At 71.2% G+C, this 16,239-nt stretch carries 12 protein-coding genes and 2 pseudogenes; 7 read left to right on the top strand and 7 right to left on the bottom strand.

Features of this window, described 5'->3' with window-relative positions:
- Positions 1–29: 29 nt before the first annotated feature.
- Positions 30–1,502, bottom strand: a complete 1,473-nt coding sequence (gene zwf / locus PQI07_RS12630; protein WP_043357817.1) for a glucose-6-phosphate dehydrogenase — start codon at positions 1,500–1,502, stop codon at positions 30–32.
- A gap of 219 nt (positions 1,503–1,721) precedes the next feature.
- Between zwf and PQI07_RS12625 the strand changes: the two are divergent.
- A pseudogene (locus PQI07_RS12625) lies at positions 1,722–2,010 on the top strand (GIY-YIG nuclease family protein).
- Positions 2,011–2,160: 150 nt separating this feature from the next.
- Here PQI07_RS12625 and PQI07_RS12620 read toward each other — a convergent pair.
- Positions 2,161–3,003 (bottom strand): SDR family NAD(P)-dependent oxidoreductase, encoded by an 843-nt coding sequence (locus PQI07_RS12620; protein WP_274926729.1) that lies wholly within the window; start codon positions 3,001–3,003, stop codon positions 2,161–2,163.
- A 153-nt stretch (positions 3,004–3,156) separates the two neighbouring features.
- Between PQI07_RS12620 and PQI07_RS12615 the strand changes: the two genes are divergently transcribed.
- Positions 3,157–4,335 carry an endo-1,4-beta-xylanase gene (locus PQI07_RS12615; protein ID WP_075380863.1) on the top strand — a complete coding sequence of 393 codons (1,179 nt, stop codon included), beginning with the start codon at positions 3,157–3,159 and terminating at the stop codon, positions 4,333–4,335.
- Here PQI07_RS12615 and PQI07_RS12610 read toward each other — a convergent pair.
- Positions 4,322–5,440, bottom strand: a complete 1,119-nt coding sequence (locus PQI07_RS12610; RefSeq protein ID WP_075380864.1) for an acyltransferase family protein — start codon at positions 5,438–5,440, stop codon at positions 4,322–4,324. The two genes, PQI07_RS12615 and PQI07_RS12610, sit on opposite strands and share 14 nt — an antisense overlap.
- A 213-nt stretch (positions 5,441–5,653) precedes the next feature.
- On the opposite strand from PQI07_RS12610, the pseudogene PQI07_RS12600 reads away from it, so the two are divergent.
- Positions 5,654–7,479, top strand: a pseudogene (locus tag PQI07_RS12600) (L,D-transpeptidase family protein).
- 136 nt (positions 7,480–7,615) lie between these two features.
- The gene (locus PQI07_RS12595; RefSeq protein WP_043385237.1) at positions 7,616–8,149 is read left to right on the top strand and encodes a Dps family protein; all 534 of its coding nucleotides are present in this window, start codon (positions 7,616–7,618) and stop codon (positions 8,147–8,149) included.
- Positions 8,150–8,206: 57 nt separating this feature from the next.
- Here PQI07_RS12595 and PQI07_RS12590 read toward each other — a convergent pair whose 3' ends face one another.
- On the bottom strand, positions 8,207–10,882 hold the full coding sequence (locus PQI07_RS12590; RefSeq protein ID WP_043385234.1) for a bifunctional acetate--CoA ligase family protein/GNAT family N-acetyltransferase: 2,676 nt from the start codon (positions 10,880–10,882) through the stop codon (positions 8,207–8,209).
- Positions 10,883–11,287: 405 nt separating this feature from the next.
- Here PQI07_RS12590 and PQI07_RS12585 point away from each other — a divergent pair, with 405 nt between their 5' ends.
- Entirely contained in the window at positions 11,288–11,701 is a 414-nt protein-coding gene (locus tag PQI07_RS12585) for a Ros/MucR family transcriptional regulator (protein WP_043357841.1), read from the top strand.
- Positions 11,702–11,799: 98 nt separating this feature from the next.
- Entirely contained in the window at positions 11,800–12,558 is a 759-nt protein-coding gene (locus PQI07_RS12580; protein ID WP_274926728.1) for a restriction endonuclease, read from the top strand.
- A gap of 6 nt (positions 12,559–12,564) precedes the next feature.
- On the opposite strand, the gene PQI07_RS12575 is transcribed toward PQI07_RS12580, so the two are convergent.
- Positions 12,565–13,206 carry a DedA family protein gene (locus tag PQI07_RS12575; RefSeq protein WP_043385228.1) on the bottom strand — a complete coding sequence of 214 codons (642 nt, stop codon included), beginning with the start codon at positions 13,204–13,206 and terminating at the stop codon, positions 12,565–12,567.
- 92 nt (positions 13,207–13,298) lie between these two features.
- Entirely contained in the window at positions 13,299–13,778 is a 480-nt protein-coding gene (locus PQI07_RS12570) for a peroxiredoxin (RefSeq protein ID WP_043357846.1), read from the bottom strand.
- 372 nt (positions 13,779–14,150) lie between these two features.
- Between PQI07_RS12570 and PQI07_RS12565 the strand changes: the two genes are divergently transcribed.
- Positions 14,151–14,825, top strand: a complete 675-nt coding sequence (locus tag PQI07_RS12565; RefSeq protein WP_274926727.1) for a YqgE/AlgH family protein — start codon at positions 14,151–14,153, stop codon at positions 14,823–14,825.
- 180 nt (positions 14,826–15,005) lie between these two features.
- On the opposite strand, the gene PQI07_RS12560 is transcribed toward PQI07_RS12565, so the two are convergent.
- Complete coding sequence (locus PQI07_RS12560) at positions 15,006–15,989, bottom strand: hypothetical protein (protein WP_182593194.1); 984 nt, start codon at positions 15,987–15,989, stop codon at positions 15,006–15,008.
- Between the last annotated feature and the right edge of the window lie 250 nt (positions 15,990–16,239).

The following is a 16,239-nucleotide window of genomic DNA, read 5'->3' as shown; positions in this document are numbered from 1 at the left end:
GCAGCTTGGCCGTAAGCCGAAGACCGTCGTTACCGCAGTTCCTCGTGCCAGGTCCGGCCGTCGCGCTCGATCAGCGCGATGGCGGCGGTCGGCCCCCAGCTCCCAGCCGGGTAGGGCCGCGGCGCCTCCGGCCGGTCGGCCCAGGCCTTGAGCACGCCGTCCGCCCAGGCCCAGGCGGCCTCGACCTCGTCGCGGCGCATGAACAGGGTGGCGTTGCCGCGGACCACGTCCATCAGCAGGCGCTCGTAGGCGTCGGGATAGCGCTGCTTGAAGGTCTCCTCGAAGGAGATGTCGAGATCGGTGGGACGCAGGCGCAGGCCGCCGGGGCCCGGATCCTTGGTCATGACTTCGAGCTTCATGCCCTCCTGCGGCTGCAGGCGGATCACGAGGCGGTTCGGCTCGCGGCCGAAGGCCTCCTCGGGGAAGATCGAGAACGGCGAGGCGCGGAACTGCACCACGATCTCCGAGAGCTTCCGGGGCAGGCGCTTGCCGGTGCGCAGGTAGAACGGCACGCCGGCCCAGCGGCCGGACTGGATCTCGACCTTCATGGCGACGAAGGTCTCGGTCCGGCTCTCGTGGCCGAGCTCGGAGAGGTAGCCCTCGACGGGCTTGCCGTCGACGGCGCCCGCCACGTACTGGCCGCGCACCGTCACGCTCTGGATATCGTGCGTGGTGATCGGCTTGAGGGCGCGGAGCACCTTCAATTTCTCGTCACGGACCGAGTTCGCCTCGAGGTTGAGCGGGCTCTCCATGGCGGTGAGGCACAGGAGCTGCAGGATGTGGTTCTGCAGCATGTCGCGCATCGCGCCCGACGTGTCGTAGTAGCCGGCCCGGCCCTCGACCCCCACCGTCTCGGCGACCGTGATCTGGACGTGGTCGATCACGTCCGAGGTCCAAAGCCGCTCGAAGATCGTGTTGGCGAAGCGGAGCGAGAGCAGGTTCTGGACCGTCTCCTTGCCGAGATAGTGGTCGATCCGGAAGATCTGCGATTCGGGGAAGACCTCGCCGACCGCGTCGTTGATCGCCCGGGCCGATTTCAGGTCCTTGCCGATCGGCTTCTCTAGCACGACGCGGGACTTCTCGCCGACGAGCCCGTGGGCGGCGAGGTTGCGGCAGATCGAGCCGTAGAGGTCGGGCGAGGTGGCGAGGTAGTAGGGCCGGACCTGGTCGGGCCGCTCGTCGAGCTTGGCCACGAGGTCCGTCCAGCCGCTGTCGCCGGCGCCGTCGACCGCGACGTAGTCGACGTGGTCGAGGAAGCGATGGAGCATGTCTTCCGACAGGTCGGCGGCGGGGACGAAACGCTTCAGGGCGTCGCGGGCATGCTCGCGGAAGGCGTCGAGGGACAATTCCGAGCGCGAGGCACCGATGATCCGGCTCGTCTCCGGGATCTGCCCGTCCCGGAAGCGGTAGAACAGGGCCGGCAGAAGCTTTCGCGCGGTCAGATCGCCGGTCGCGCCGAACACGACGCAGTCGAAGGAGGCGACGGGAATGATCGTGGCCAAGTGCGGCTCCCGGTTGTCGTGCGCTGGTCTCGTGCGGCGGCTGCGTCGCACTGACCTAGCCCGTGTGCAAGGGCTTCGCCAGACTCGGGGCGCGGACCAGCGCTGCCCGGGCCGGGGCGCAGCCGCGACAGCTTTGGGCAACCCGATGACGTCACGCTCCGTCTTTGCGAGCACGGCGAAGCAACCCAGGGCCGCGCGCCGACGCCGAAAGGCAGCACGATGCGTGAGCCGGCCGTCTACATCATGGCGAGCCGCCGCAACGGGACGCTCTACACCGGCGTGACATCCAACCTCGCCCGGCGGGGTCTACGAGCATTGCGAGGCGCTGCTCCAGGGCTTCACCAGCCGCTACGATTGCAAGCGCCTCGTCTGGTATGAGCGCTATCCCACGATGAATGAGGCCATCACGCGCGAGAAGCAGATCAAGGCGGGCTCACGGAAGAAAAAGCTCGCGCTGATCGAGGCGATGAATCCGGATTGGAACGACCTGTATCCAGATCTCGCGTGAACAGGTCCGGCGTCGCGGCTCCCTGGATTGCTTCGCTGCGCTCGCAAGGACGGTGAACGCGGCAACCCGCGCGCAGCCAGGCGACGAGTCTCGCTCCCCCGTCTTTGCGAGCGAAGCGAAGTGACCCAGGGCCGAGCGAGGCCGTATGGGTCACCCCTCCATGTACCGCTTGAAGCCTTCGGAAAAATCCGGGTGCCAGCGCGACAGGGCGGGCCGGTTCTCGATGATGTCGCCCGCCGCCCAGGCGATCCGCTTCGCGTCCTGCGCCCGGGTGGTCTCGTTGTCGGGGCAGAGGATGTAGAAGTCGCCGGCGGCGAGCCGCTCCAGCATGAAGGCCACGGTCTCGTCGGGCGTCCAGGCTCCCGCGGGCTTCTCGGCGACGCCCCGGGCCTTGGTGAGGCCCGTATAGACGAAGCCCGGGATCAGCAGGTGGGCGGTGGTCCGGCATCCTTCGCGGTTGCGCAGCTCGTGGGCGAGCGCCTCGGTGACCGCCTTCACCCCCGCCTTCGAGACGTTGTAGGGCGCGTTGCCCGGCGGCGTGGTGATGCCCTGCTTCGAGCCGGTGACGATGATCGCCCCAGGCTTGCCGCCCGCGATCATGCCGGGCGCGAAGGCGTGGATGCCGTTGACCACGCCGCCGAGATTGGTGCCCAGGATCCGCGTCCAGGTGTCGGGGTCGGAGAACAGTTTCCCACCGGCCTCGATGCCGGCATTCAGCATCACCAGGGCCGGCGGCCCGGCCTTGGCGACGGCAGCCGCCAGGGCTTCCACCGCCCCGCGATCCGACACGTCGGTGGGTATGGCCCGGACCTCGACGGCGGCGAGTTCGGCCACGGCGGCGCGGGCCGCGTCCAGGGCCGGCCCCGGCAGGTCGGCGAGCCAGACGTTCATGCCGGCCCGCGCGAAGGCCTGCGCGGCGGCGAGCCCGATGCCGCTCGCAGCGCCGGTGACGACCGCGCTGCGGCCGGGGCTGATCGCGGGGTTCTGGCTCATGACGGATCCTCGGAGGCGTGGCGCCCTTCAGATGGGGCGAGCCGGACGGAAGGCGAGTTCGAGCCGGATCCCGCGACCCGGCAGAACCCGCGGATCGCCGCGGCGGCGGCTTCTGCTAGGGTGATCGGACACCCTTCGGAACGAAGCACCCGGATGCCCCCTCCCCCGAGCCGCCGGTCGATCCTCGCCGGTGCGGCCTCCCTCGGCCTCGCCCATGCGGCGCGTGCGGCCGGCCCGGCGGGGTTCGGTCCCCTCGGCCGTCCGTCCTGGTCGGGCGACAGCCTCCAGGCCGCGGCGGCCGCCAAGGGCCTGCTCTACGGCTGCGAGGTCCCGTTCCACCGCTTCGATTCGACGCCCGCCTACCGGCAGGCGGTGGCGCGGGAATGCGGCATCCTCGTCTGCGGCACCGAGATGAAGATGGAGGAGGTCCTGCCCGCGCCCGGCAAGACCGACTTCGCCCGCGGCGACGCAATCCTGCGCTTCGCGCGGGGAAACGGCCAGCGCATGCGCGGCCACACGCTCGTCTGGCATGCGGCGCTGCCGCCCTGGGTCGGCCCGCTGCTCGGCCGGGCGAGCGCCGTCCAGGCCGAGGATTTCATGCGGCGCTGGATCGAGACGGTGGCCGGCCACTACCGGGGCCAGATCGTCGCCTGGGACGTGGTCAACGAGATCTTCGGCAACGAGGCCGATCCCGACCGCGGCGGGGGCCTGCGCGACTCGCCCTGGCTCGCCGCGATCGGCCCCGGCTACGTCGATCTCGCGTTCCGGATCCTGCACGAGACCGACCCGGCGGCCGCCGGCACCTGGAACGAGGACGCGGTGGAGCAGGGCGTGCCCTGGATGGAGGCCAAGCGCACCAAGGTCCTGCGCCGCCTGGAGGCGATGCGGTCCCGCGGCGTGCCGATCCGGCGCTTCGGGCTTCAGTCGCACCTCACCAGCACGATCCCGATCGACCAGGGCCAGCTGCGGCGCTTCCTCCGGGAGATCGGCCAAATGGGGCTCGGCATCGCGATCACCGAACTCGACATCGACGACCGCGCCTTCCCGTCCGACGTGGCGACCCGCGACCGGAAGGTGGCCGATTACGCCCGGCGCTACCTCGACGTGGTGCTGGACGAGCCCGCCTGCCTCGACGTCCTGACCTGGGACATCTACGACCCCGACACGTGGCTGAACGACCATCCCTACCGCAAGCGGCCCGACGGCCTGCCGCAGCGGGCCCTCCCCCTCGACGCGCAGTTCCGGCGCAAGCCCCTGTGGCACGCCATGAAGGCGGCCTTCGAGGCCGCGCCGGATCACAAAGCCGCCCGCGAGACGCTCAGGCGGGCGTGACGCCGGCCCGGCGCCCGTCCTCGGCCAGGCTCGGCTCGGGCGGCCGGTCCGCGAGGAGCCGGCGACGAAGGCGCGCGCAGGGGCGCTCGACGACCGCGTACATCCCCCAGCACCACAGCAGCGTCACCGGGAAGGCCGCCAGCATCAGCCCGACGCCGTGCAGCCCGGGCCTCACGTGCAGCACCAGCGCCACCACGGTCATGTGTGCGAGGTAGAAGCTGTAGGACCACAGCCCGAGCTGGCGCATCGGCCGGCTGGCGAGCAGCCGGACCATAGGCCCCCCGCCGTGCAGCAGGTACGCGAAGGGCACGAACAGGGCGGCGCTCTGGAGCGTGTAGCGCAGGCTCTCCCGGAAGGCGGGCTCGCGGACCGCCAGGGTTCCGAGGATCACCGCGAGGCTGGCCGCGACGTGCCAGGCCGTGGGGCGCCACGCCCGGTCGGCCGGGACCACCGGGTTGTTCCACAACCCGAGGCAGCAGCCGAACAGGATCGCGTCGATCCGCGTGTGGGTCCAGCTGTAGTTCAGGCTGTAATCCGGCAGCCGCCAGACGTTCTCGCACCGGATCGCCAGCACCACCGCGCAGAGCCCCAGGCAGGCCAGAGCCGCACGGCGCGGCCGGAGGCGCCCGAGCCAGAGCACGAAGGCCAGCGGGAAGACGAGGTAGAAGTGCTCCTCGATGGCGAGGCTCCACAGCGGCACCGGCAGCACCGCTTCGGTGCCGAACAGGCCGGGATAGTTGGTCAGGAACGTCGCCTGTCCGAGGATCGCCGCCGGTTCGACGTGCATCCAGTCCAGCCATCCCGCCCCGTAGAGGGCGCCGGAGGCGAGCAGGGTCAGGTACATCGGGGGCAGGATGCGCAGGCTGCGCCGGAGGTAGAAGGCCGGGAGCGACACCGCGCCCGTCTGCGCCCGCTCGATCCGCAGGAGCGTGGTGATCAGGTAGCCGCTGAGGAAGAAGAAGACGGTGACGCCGAAGCCGCCCGGCACCACGTGGCTGTAGCCGCAATGGGCCGCGAACACGATCAGGATGGCGAGTGCCCGCACCCCGTCGAGCTGAGGCAGGTAGGGCATCGTCTTCGGGACCAGAAACCCGGAATCCGGCATGGCGGAGGTCGATCTCCTGTCGCGTCAGGGGCCCAGCATAAGCGCCCTTTCCGTGCGGACGGACATCCGCACGGCACGCTGAGCGGCTGGACCAGTGTCCGGATGGTGAATCCGGGACTCAAGGCCCCGGCAACACCGGAGGAGATTGGTAACCACGGCCGTCCATGATCCTGCCCGACCGCCCTGTCTCGGGCGCCGTCGGGAGTGTTGCGTATGGTCCCGGTCCCGCCCCGCCGTCACGCCCGCCCGCACGCCGCCCTGGGCGCGGGCCTGTCGCTGCTGGCGCTCTTCGGCGCACCAGCCGTGGCCCTGGCGCAGGGCGCCGGCGCGGTGCAGGGCAGCCCGGTGCCGCCGCTCGCCGTGCCGGTCGCGGTGCCGCCCGCCGCCACAGGGAGGCCGCAAGGGCCAGGAGCCCCGGACCCAGGAGGCGAAGGGTGAGGCGAAGGGTGAGGCGAAGGGTGAGGCGAAGGGCACGGCCGGCAAGGCGGCGGATGCCAAGCGCCCTGAAACCAAGCCGGCCGAGGCCGCGCCGGAGCCTGTCCCGGCGCAGGGGAAGGCGCAGGATGCCAAGGCCCAGGATGCCAAATCCCCGGACAACAAGGCTCAGGACACCAAGTCGTCGGACATCAAAACCCAGCAGGCCAAGCCTCAGGAGGCGGCCAAGAAATCCCGCGAGCCGGCCCCGCTGGTCTACGCCAAGGTCTCCACCGACCCGAACCCGACGCTGACCCCCGGACGTTCCTCGACACCCTCCGGGCGGCCGAGCGCTACGCGGCCTTCGCGGAGGCCGGCGGCTGGGAGCGGCTGCCCGAGGACCTCGCGCGCCTCAAGCCCGGCGAACGCAATCCGGCGATCCCCGCCCTGCGCCACCATCTGACTCTGACCGGCGACCTGCCGGCGGATGCCCCGCCGAACGACCGCCTCGACCCGCCCCTGGTGGCGGCGATCGCGGCGTTCCAGGCGCGCCACGGCCTCCCCGACAGCGGCATACTTGGCCGGCTCACCATCAATGCGCTCAACGTGCCGGCTGCGGTGCGCCAGCGCCAGCTCGCCGCCTCCGCGGCCCGGCTGATGGGCTCGAAATTCCCGTTCGGCGACCGCTACGTCGTGGTCAACATCCCGTCTGCCGCCGTGGAGGCGGTGGAGAACGGCGCCGTTGCGCGCCGCTACGTCGCGGTGGTCGGCTCCCCGACAAGGCCACGCCGCCGGTCGAGACGCGGATCACCGACATCAACTTCAATCCGACCTGGACCGTCCCGGCCTCGGTGGTGAAGAACGAGATCATCCCGCAGATGCGCAAGAATCCGGGCTATCTCGCCAAGAACCACATCCGGATCCTCGGCCCCTCGGGCGAGGTCGATCCGACCCGGATCGACTGGGCCGGCGAGAAGGCGGTCAATTACACGTTGCGGCAGGATTCCGGCTTCGACAATTCGCTGGGTCAGGTGCGGATCGACATGCCGAACCGCTTTGCCGTCTACATGCACGATACGCCGGCAAAATCGCTCTTCGCCGCCAGCGTGCGGTTCCACAGCCACGGCTGCGTCCGGGTGGGCCAGGTGAAGGAACTCGTCGGCTGGCTGCTCCAGGGCACGGACGGGCCCAACGGGCCGGGCACCAACTGGGGCCCGATCGAGATCGAAACCGGGATCGCCGATGGCGAGCGCCGCGACATCAAGCTCGCCAAGCCGGTCCCGGTCGTCTTCGTGTATCTCACCGGCTTCGCCACGCCGGACGGGAAGGCGCATTTCCGCGACGACATCTACGCCCTCGACACGCCGGCTCCGGAACCGGCCGCTACCGGCGCGATCCCCGCAGCACCCCCGGGTGCGGACGCGGCCTCCGCGAAGCCGGCCTCCGCCGGTGCCGCGCCGACCGCGCCCCGGCCCCGGCCCGGCGCCGCCCACGACGCGAAGCCGGCCCCGGCGCGGGCCGCTGCGACCAAGCCCGCCGCAGTCAAACCGACCCCCGTGAAGCCCGCGGTGGGCCGCTCGGCCGCCGAGCGCCATAGTTTGGAATCTGTCGAACCTATCCGCTAAGCCCAACCCAGCCATGCGATTCTCGGTCCACCGGAACCTCCCGGCAGGCCCGTCATTGGCTCAGGGAACGCGCATCGGCCCGTTTTCAGCGAGACGGGGCGACGCGCCGAGCCACGGAATCAGACTGGAGACCACCATGGCCAAGGCCAAGCCGAGCAGCCGCATCGAGAGCGCGCGGCTGAACACCCCGACCGACCTTGATCCGAACGACGTGCGGACGATCGCCGAGGGCCTGACGATCCTGAGTTCGGACCTGTTCGCCCTCTACATCAAGACCAAGAACTTTCACTGGCACATGAGCGGACCCCACTTCCGCGATTACCACCTCCTGTTGGATGAGCAGGCCGCTCAGATCTTCGAGATCATCGACGCCGTGAATGAGCGCGCCCGCAAGATCGGCGGCACGGTGCTGCGCTCGCTCGGCCAGGCCAAGAGCCTGACCCGCGTGGCCGACAACGATGCCGAGTATGTCTCGCCCCTCGACATGCTCAAGGAGCTGCGCGACGACAACAAGGCTCTCACCGCCAACATGCGCACGCTCCACGGCGTGACCGATGAGGCAGGCGACGTGGCGACGACCTCGCAGCTGGAGGAATGGATCGACCAGTCCGAGGAGCGCACGTGGTTCCTCTACGAGACCACCCGCAACGCCACCGACAGCGGCCACTGAGCCGCGCCTCCCGGCATCGGCACGGCCGATGTCGGGTCCGGCCTCGTCGCGCCGCCGCTAACTGCCGGCGAGATCAAGGTGCACCTTCACGAGTCCCGGGTCGTCGGGATCCCGCCCCTGCGTGAACCCGAGGCGGCGGCACACCGCCAGCATCGGCCGGTTCTCGGCGAGCACCGTGCCCTCGACCCGCCCGATGCCCTCGGACTGCGCCCAATCGATCATGAGGCGCATCAACGCGAAGGCGAGGCCGGTCCCCCGGGCATCGCGGCCGACCGCGATCGCGTACTCGCCGCTCTCATGGTTGGCGTCGGCATGCAGCCGGACTGCGCCGAGCATGCGCTCGCCGCCGCCCGGTTCGATCTCCGTGGCCACGAAGGCGATGGCGCGGGCGTAGTCGAGCTGCGTCAGACGCGCCAGGAAGGCGTGGCTGAACTCGCGTACCGGGCCGAAGAACCGCAGCCGCAGATCCTCCGGGTCGAGTCCCTTGAAGAAGGTCAGGAACAGGCCCTCGTCCTCCGGGCGCACCGGCCGCACCCGCACCGTCCGGTCCTTGAGGTTGAGCGTCCGGACCCATTCGGCCGGGTAGGGCCGGATCGCGAATCGCGGATGGCCGCGTCCGTCGGCTCCGCGCTCGGCGCGCCCGATCCGGACCCGCGCGTCGAGGGCGAGCACGCCGGTCTCGTCGGCCAGAAGCGGGTTGATGTCGAGTTCGCGCACCTGCGGCAGGTCGGCGGCGAGCTGGGACAGCTTCACCAGCGTCAGCGCGATCGCCCCGAGATCGGCGGCGGGCACGTCGCGGTAGGCTTCGAGGCGCCGCGCGACCCGGGTGCGGGCGATGAGGTCGCGCGCGAGGGTCAGGTCCAGCGGCGGCAGGCCGAGGGCGCGGTCATCGATCACCTCCACGGCGGTGCCGCCCCGGCCGAAGACCACGACCGGGCCGAACACCGCGTCCTCGGCGAGCCCGGCGATCAGCTCGCGGCGCTGGCCGCGGCGGACCATCGGCTGCACGGCAAAACCGGTCACCCGGGCATCCGGCCGCTCCCGGCGCGCCCGGGCCAGGATGCTGCGGGCCGCGTCCGCCACGTCGGCCTCGCTGGTCAGGTCGAGATGGACGCCGCCGATGTCGGATTTGTGCACCACGTCCGGCGAGACGACCTTCAGCGCCACCGTTCCGCCCGCCGCGATGATCGGCCACGCGGCCGCCGCCGCCGCGTCCTTGTCGGGCGCCAGCGTGATCGGCACGGTCGGAATCCCGTAGGCCTCCAAGAGGCCGTTGACCGCCACCGGGTCGAGCCAGGCAGCCCCCTGCTGCAGCGCCCCGGCGACGATCGAGCGGGCCCGCGCCGTGTCGGGGGAGAAGTCCCGCGGCAGCGAGTCCGGCGTGCGCATCAGATCGTCCTGCGCCTCGCGGTAGCGCACCAGGTGCAGGAAGCCCTCGATCGCCTCGGAATCGGTGGTGAAGTGCGGGATCCCGGCCTGCGCGAAGGTCTCGCGCCCCGCCTCCGCGTCGCCCAGCGAGACCGCGAAGACGGGCTTCTTGCGGGATTGGCCGGCCCGGGCGGTCTCGACCGTCTCGGCGATGGCACGCGCCACCGCGCCCGCCTCCGAACGAATCGTGGGCACATGGATCGCCAGCACGGCGTCGCTCGTCCGATCGGTCAGCAGGGGTGCCAGCGCAGCGGAGAAGGCCGGCCCGGCGGCATCGATGCCGAGATCGAGAGGGTTGCCCGGCGCGCGGCCGTCCGCCTCGGCGGGCGCCGCCAGGGTCCCGGCCCGCTCGATCAACCGATCCGCGGCAAGCAGCCCGATGCCGCGGCCGTTCGACACGATCGCCAACCGGTGGCCCGGGAAGGGCCGCTGGCGCCCCAGGGTCTCCACAGCGGAGAACATCGCGTCGAGGTCCGGCACGGCCAGCAGGCCCGCCCGCCGGAACGCCGCCGCGTAGACCGCATCCGGACGGGCCAGGGCGCCGGTATGGGTGGCGGCGGCGCGCGTGTCCGGGCGGTGCCGGCCGGCCCGAAGCACCACGACGGGCTTGGCCCGCGCGGCGGCCCGGGCGGCCGACATGAAGCGGCGGGCATCCGCGACCCTGTCGAGGCAGAGCAGGATCGCGCGGGTGTGATAATCGGCAGCGAAGTGGTCGAGGCAATCGGCCACGCCGATATCGAGGACGCTGCCGAGCGACAGAACCGCCGAGAAGCCGGTCCCGTGGCGGGCACCCCAGGCGACGATGGCGGCCGCGACCGTGCCGGATTGCGAGACGAGGGCGAGGTCGCCGGACGCGGGGGCATGGGCGAACAGGCTGGCGTTGAGCTTGGCACCCGGCACCGCGAGGCCGGCGCTGTCGGGACCGAGCAGGCGCAGGCCGTGGGCGCGGGCGATCCGGTGGGCGACCGGGCCGGGATCGTCCGGCTCGGACCCGAGCCGGGCGGTGAGGATCACCGCCGCCCCGGCGCCGATCGCGGCGGCCTGCGCGACGACCTCGGGCACGCGCGGCGGCGGCACCGCGATCAGAACGAGATCGGGGGCGACGGGGAGATCCGCGACCCTGGGCACGCAGGGCAGCCCCTCGACCGTCGCCTGATCGGGCTGGACCGGCAGGATCGCGCCGGGAAAGCCCGCGGCGCGCAGGCTGTCGAACACGCTGCGCCCCAGTGAGCCCACGCGGGCGACCGCACCCACCAGGGCGACCGACCGGGGCGCCAGCAGTTTGTCGAACCGGTATGTGCTCATGACCGGCGGCTCACGGCGCCGCCGTCACGGGATGAGCTTCCGCAGGCCGTTCGTGCCGGCACGCATCTGGTCCCCCGCTTCGTCCGATCGGGCACGGCTCATGGAACGCCCGCCGCTCCCTCAGATGGCGCGATCCGGCGCGCCTGCAACGCCCGAGCGGCACGCGACATGGGGACACCGAACGATCGCCCCGACGGCATCGTTGGCGACGTCCTTTTGTCCAATATCCAGCGCGCTTTATCCACTCCAAGACGGCAGTTGTGGGCGTGTGTAGATTGGTCTTGCTATTAAATTCCCACCACCATAGTAACTGCTGCTTAACTACCCTGTATCGGGTTGAGCAGAGACAGATTCCGGCCGGCACCTCGGGTTGGCGGCGAGCCGGGATCGACAGGAGGTTATGGGATGGACGCCACGGGTGAAGGGCAACCGGACTATCTCGCGCTGTCCGTCGACATCGTGTCGGCCTTCGTGAGCAACAATCCGGTGCCTGCGCCGGAGCTGCCCGGGCTCATCGCGGCCATCCACGCGACGCTGCACGGTCTCGGCGAGCCGGCCATCACGCCGACGGAGGAGTTGAGGCCGGCCGTGCCGGTCCGGCGCTCGGTCCAGCCCGACTTCATCGTGTGTCTGGAGGACGGCAAGAAGTTCAAGTCGCTCAAGCGCCATCTGCGCACGCACTACAACCTCACGCCCGAGGAATACCGGACGAAATGGGGCCTTCCGCCCGATTATCCGATGGTGGCGCCGAACTACGCCGCGGCGCGCTCCAGTCTCGCCAAGAGCATGGGCCTCGGCCACCAGCGGCGGAAGGGCTGAGGGCGCGCCGAGCGCGTCCACAGCTTTCGGATCCGGGTTAGGCATCGGGCAAGCCAAGCTTGCGAGGGTCAGGGGCCCGTCAGCGCCTCAGAGACCCGATGCCCGGCAAGCCCAATCCCGTTGCCCGCCTGTTCTGGACGGCCGTGATCGGCCTTCCGTTCGGGCTCTGGTACGGCCGGCCGGCCCTGGCCGCGACGGGCCTGGCCCTCGTCCTGGTCCTGATCCGGCATCTCGGGCGCAAGCGCCGCTTCCGTGCCCGGGTGCGGCGGATCGCCCGGGCGCATGCCGACACGCTGGCGCTGCGGCGGCGTCAGGAGAGCTACTGCGATCCTTACGGCAACTGGATCGAGGACGGCTGGCTGCGCGAGCGGGACTACTTTCTCGAGCGGACCGTCCTGCCGCAGCTCGGCCCCCGCTTCGCCGACCTCGCCGAGGTGGAGCACGCGCGGATGCTGGCGATCATCGAGGCCGAGGCGGCGGCCGTCGCCCTCCCGGAGGAGGACGAGGCGCCGGGGGACGGGCTGGACTACGAGCGCTACTGCGCCGAGCGCCTGACCCGGGCGGGCTGGCGGACGCACCGGACGCCGGCGAGCGGCGACCAGGGCGCCGACATCGTCGCGGTGCAGGACGGCCTGCGCCTCGTGGTGCAATGCAAGCGGCTGAGCAAGCCCGTCGGCAACGCCGCCGTGCAGGAAGCGGCTGCGGCGCTGCGCTACTGGGACGGGGACCGGGCCGCCGTGGTCTCCAATGCCGGCTTCACCCCGGCCGCGCGCCGGCTCGCCACGGCGACCGGCGTGCTCCTGATGCATCACGAGGCGCTGGACACCCTCGACGCGCACGACCTCGCGGAGGCGTGACGGTCGTCAGGCAAGCGGCCCGGGGATGGCGGTCTCCGCCTCGCTGAGCAGCCGCGCCTCGTGCCGACGCACGAACAGCCAGAGGGCCAGGCCTCCGAACACCACGAGCGCCAGCAGGGTCAGGCCGACCGGGCCGACGATGTGCTCGATCTGGCGCCCGCAATAGTAGGAGCCGATCCCCATGCTGCCGGCCCAGACGACGCCGCCGAGGGCGTTGAAGGCGAAGAAGCGCCGGGCATCCAGACGGTTGACCCCGGCGAGCACGGCCGCGTAGGCGCGCAGCATCGCGGTGAAGCGGCCGAAGAACACGATCTTGCCGCCGTGCCGGCGGAACAGATACTGGCCGAGCTTGAGCCGCCCGTGATCGAGGGCGATGAGGTGACCGTAGCGCAGGAGCAGCGGCATGCCCCAGCGCCGCCCCGCCCAATAGCCGACATTGTCGCCCAGGATCGCCGCCGCCGCGGCCGCGGCGATGACCAGGCCGATATTCAAATTGCCGGTGCTGCCCGCATAGACGGCGGCCGAGATCAGCACCGTCTCGCCGGGGCATGGCACGCCGGCGCTCTCGAGGGTGATGATCACGAAGATCGCGATGTAACCGTAATTCGCGATCAGCTCGGCGATGGGCAGATCGTTCAGGAAGGCCATGCGGTCCTCGGGGCCGGTCTCCGGGCAAAGCCCGGCGACACAAGCGGATGGATCGTGGCCTTAAAAGGGCCGATCCGCGGAGCGCGGCGCGGTCAGAGGACCTTCAGCAGGGCCTCGGCGCCCGAGGCCTCCGCCTTCGAGGGCGTCTCCTCGACGTTGAGGATCCGGACGACGCCGTCCTCGACCAGCATCGAGTAGCGCTTCGAGCGCATCCCGAGGCCGAAACCCGTGCCGTCCATCTCGAGGCCGATGGCCTTGGCGAAATCGGCGTTGCCGTCGGCCAGGAATTCCAGCCCTTCCGCGCCGCTCGCCTTCGACCACGCGTCGAGCACGAACACGTCGTTGACGCTCGTCACCGCAATGGCATCGACGCCGCGTCCGAGGATCTCGTCCTTGTGGGTGACGAAGCCCGGCAGGTGGTTGCGGTGGCAGCTGGGGGTGAACGCGCCCGGCACGCCGATCAGGACCACGCGCCGGCCCTTGAACACGTCGTCGGTGGTGCGCGCGATCGGGCCCTCGGGGCCGATCACCCGGAAGGTGGCCTGGGGCAGGTGGTCGCCGACCTGGATCATCGCGGGTCCCTCGTTGTCGCGCGCTGGGATGGCACGCGTGAGCAGCGCGCCTGACCTAGCGTGGCAGGGGATGCCTGTCGAGGATGCGGCCTAGTCCGGCTCGAACCACACGCACGGGCCGAGGCGCTTGATGCCGAGGCGCTTGATCTTGTGAGACCGCTCGATCCGCGCCCTCTGCTCCCCAACGTCGAGAGCGGGAGAGGGGGCGACATCCGCCGTGACCATCGGGCCGCGGCCGCAACCGCGCCGGCCGCGACCCGGACCGTCCTCGGCATTGCGGGACACGGATTGCGACGCGCACAAGCTTGGGGGAGGCTTGCTGCGTCCCTATTGCCCGCTGGACAACCAGGAGACGGGGCGTAGCATGGACGCATGGCGCACCCTCCGCACCGCAGGCCCGATCCCCCGTCGGCAGCATCTTCGCTGGCCGGCAAGGCCGCGTCGCCGCTTCAGACGGAGCTGTCGGGTCCGAACTTCCTCGACGGGCAATTCCTCGTGGCCATGCCCGGCATGGCCGACGAGCGCTTCGCCCGTTCGGTGATCTATGTCTGCGCCCATTCCGCCGACGGGGCGATGGGCATCATCGTCAACAAGGCGGCGAGCGACATCAGCATGCCGGACCTCCTGGTCCAGCTCGACGTGGCGCCCGAGGCGGACGCGATTCGCCTGCGCGAGCGGGTCGGCCACATGCCGGTCCTGATGGGCGGTCCGGTGGAGGGACGGCGCGGCTTCGTGCTCCACAGCGACGATTTCCACATCCAGCAATCGACGCTGATCATCGACGACGGAATCTGCCTGACCGCGACCGTGGAGATACTCCGCGCCATCGCCAGCGGCGAGGGGCCGGCGAGCGCCGTGCTGGCGTTGGGCTATGCCGGCTGGCAGGCGGGGCAGCTGGAGAGCGAGATCATGGCCAATGGCTGGCTCAACTGCCCGGCCGACCCGGCCCTGATCTTCAACGCCGACCTCGACGCCAAGTACGACCTCGCCCTGCGGGCCAACGGCATCGACCCGGCGATGCTGTCGATGACCGCCGGCCGGGCCTGATCGACATCGACCTCAGAGATTTGCGGCGCCCCGGTGCTTGCGAGCGGGGCAATCCCGCCAGCCCAGGCTGTCCGGTCCCAGGCTGTCCGGCCTCCTGCCGCCCTGGGCCGCGGCCCTGCGCTCGCGATGACGCGGGCGTCAGAGCGCCGGGCCGACGGACCCGGAAAGCCGAGCCTCCACCTATTCCGGAAGCACGTCGCCGCCGCCGGCCGCGTCCGGGTTCATGCCTTCGACGGCGGGCTTGGGACGCGGCCTGCGCGGCGCGACGGCGGCCGTGGGCGTCGCCGTGTTGGCGCCGAGCCGGGTCGCCAGGGCCAGGGCGCGGTTCTCCGTCACCCGCAGGTGGCAGAACCCGTGCGTGCCCTCCCGCGCATAGGTGCGGCAGAGCTGCTCCCGGTCCGACGAGAAGGCCGCCTGCTCGCTGACGATCGGCCGCACGTCCTCGCGCCGGGCGCGCTGGGTCATCAGCTTGTAATTGTCCCGAACGGCCTTGTCGGCGACGCCCCGGGCGGTGTCGAACTCGCCGGCCCGCGGGATCAGGGTGGCGGCGGCCGGCCCCCAGAGGCCCACCGGCGTCGTGGCGCAATCCGCCGCCGAGAAGGTACAGATCGGGCCCGCACCGAGGCTCGAGACCAGGACGCCGCCCTCGGTCACGTCGAAGCGCAGCGGGCACTCGGCCCCGGCCGCCTCGAAGCGCGGCACGCCCTCGGGCTTGCCCTCGGCGCTGAGCGTCACCGGGTTGCCGCCGGCGAGGGGAACCGTGCAGGATTCCGCCGGCTGCGAGATCTTGGTCCCCGGCAGCTTGATCCGTGCCGTGACGGCGGTGCCGGACCGTTCCAGCTTCAGGGTTCCGGACAGGCCGTTGAGCTGCAGATCCTGGCCGATCACGCCGTCCTCGGAGGGCGTCTTCAGAACGATCGGGCGGGCCGGCGCAGGGGCGGGCCGGGGCGCCTCAGGGGCCGCGGACGGGCCCGGCTCGCCCGGCGCGGCCGGAGCCGGCGGCGCCTCCGGGAGGCCGCGGGGCGGCACCGGCGGCCGCTCCGGCTTGATGCCGAACAGGCGCTCGAAGAAATTCTGGGCCTGCGCCGGAGGGGCGGCGAGCATCCCGGGCGCCGCGACGGCGACCGCCAGGATCGGAAGCAGGAGACTGCGGATCGGGCGCATCGGACTCTACGACGGGGACACGAAGTGGCGGGGCCACGCGCAACCCCTTGTCGAAGCGTTAACACGGCGTCGATGGCGCCGACGTGGCAGCGGAGCAACAAAATGCAGTCACGCCGCCGGGCAGAGGGCGGCCCTGCGGCGAGATCCTGCCGGAATGACAAGGATATGGCGCGCCTGTGCGGGATGAATGCCGCCGCGCAGGCTTCGCCTTGCGAGCCCGGAACGGGGTTCTTATATCGCCCTCGACGCG

It is taken from the genome of Methylobacterium sp. 092160098-2, from assembly GCF_028920805.1.
In the GTDB taxonomy this organism is placed as follows: Bacteria; Pseudomonadota; Alphaproteobacteria; order Rhizobiales; family Beijerinckiaceae; genus Methylobacterium; species Methylobacterium fujisawaense.
This window is presented reverse-complemented; position numbering and strand designations above follow the sequence as displayed.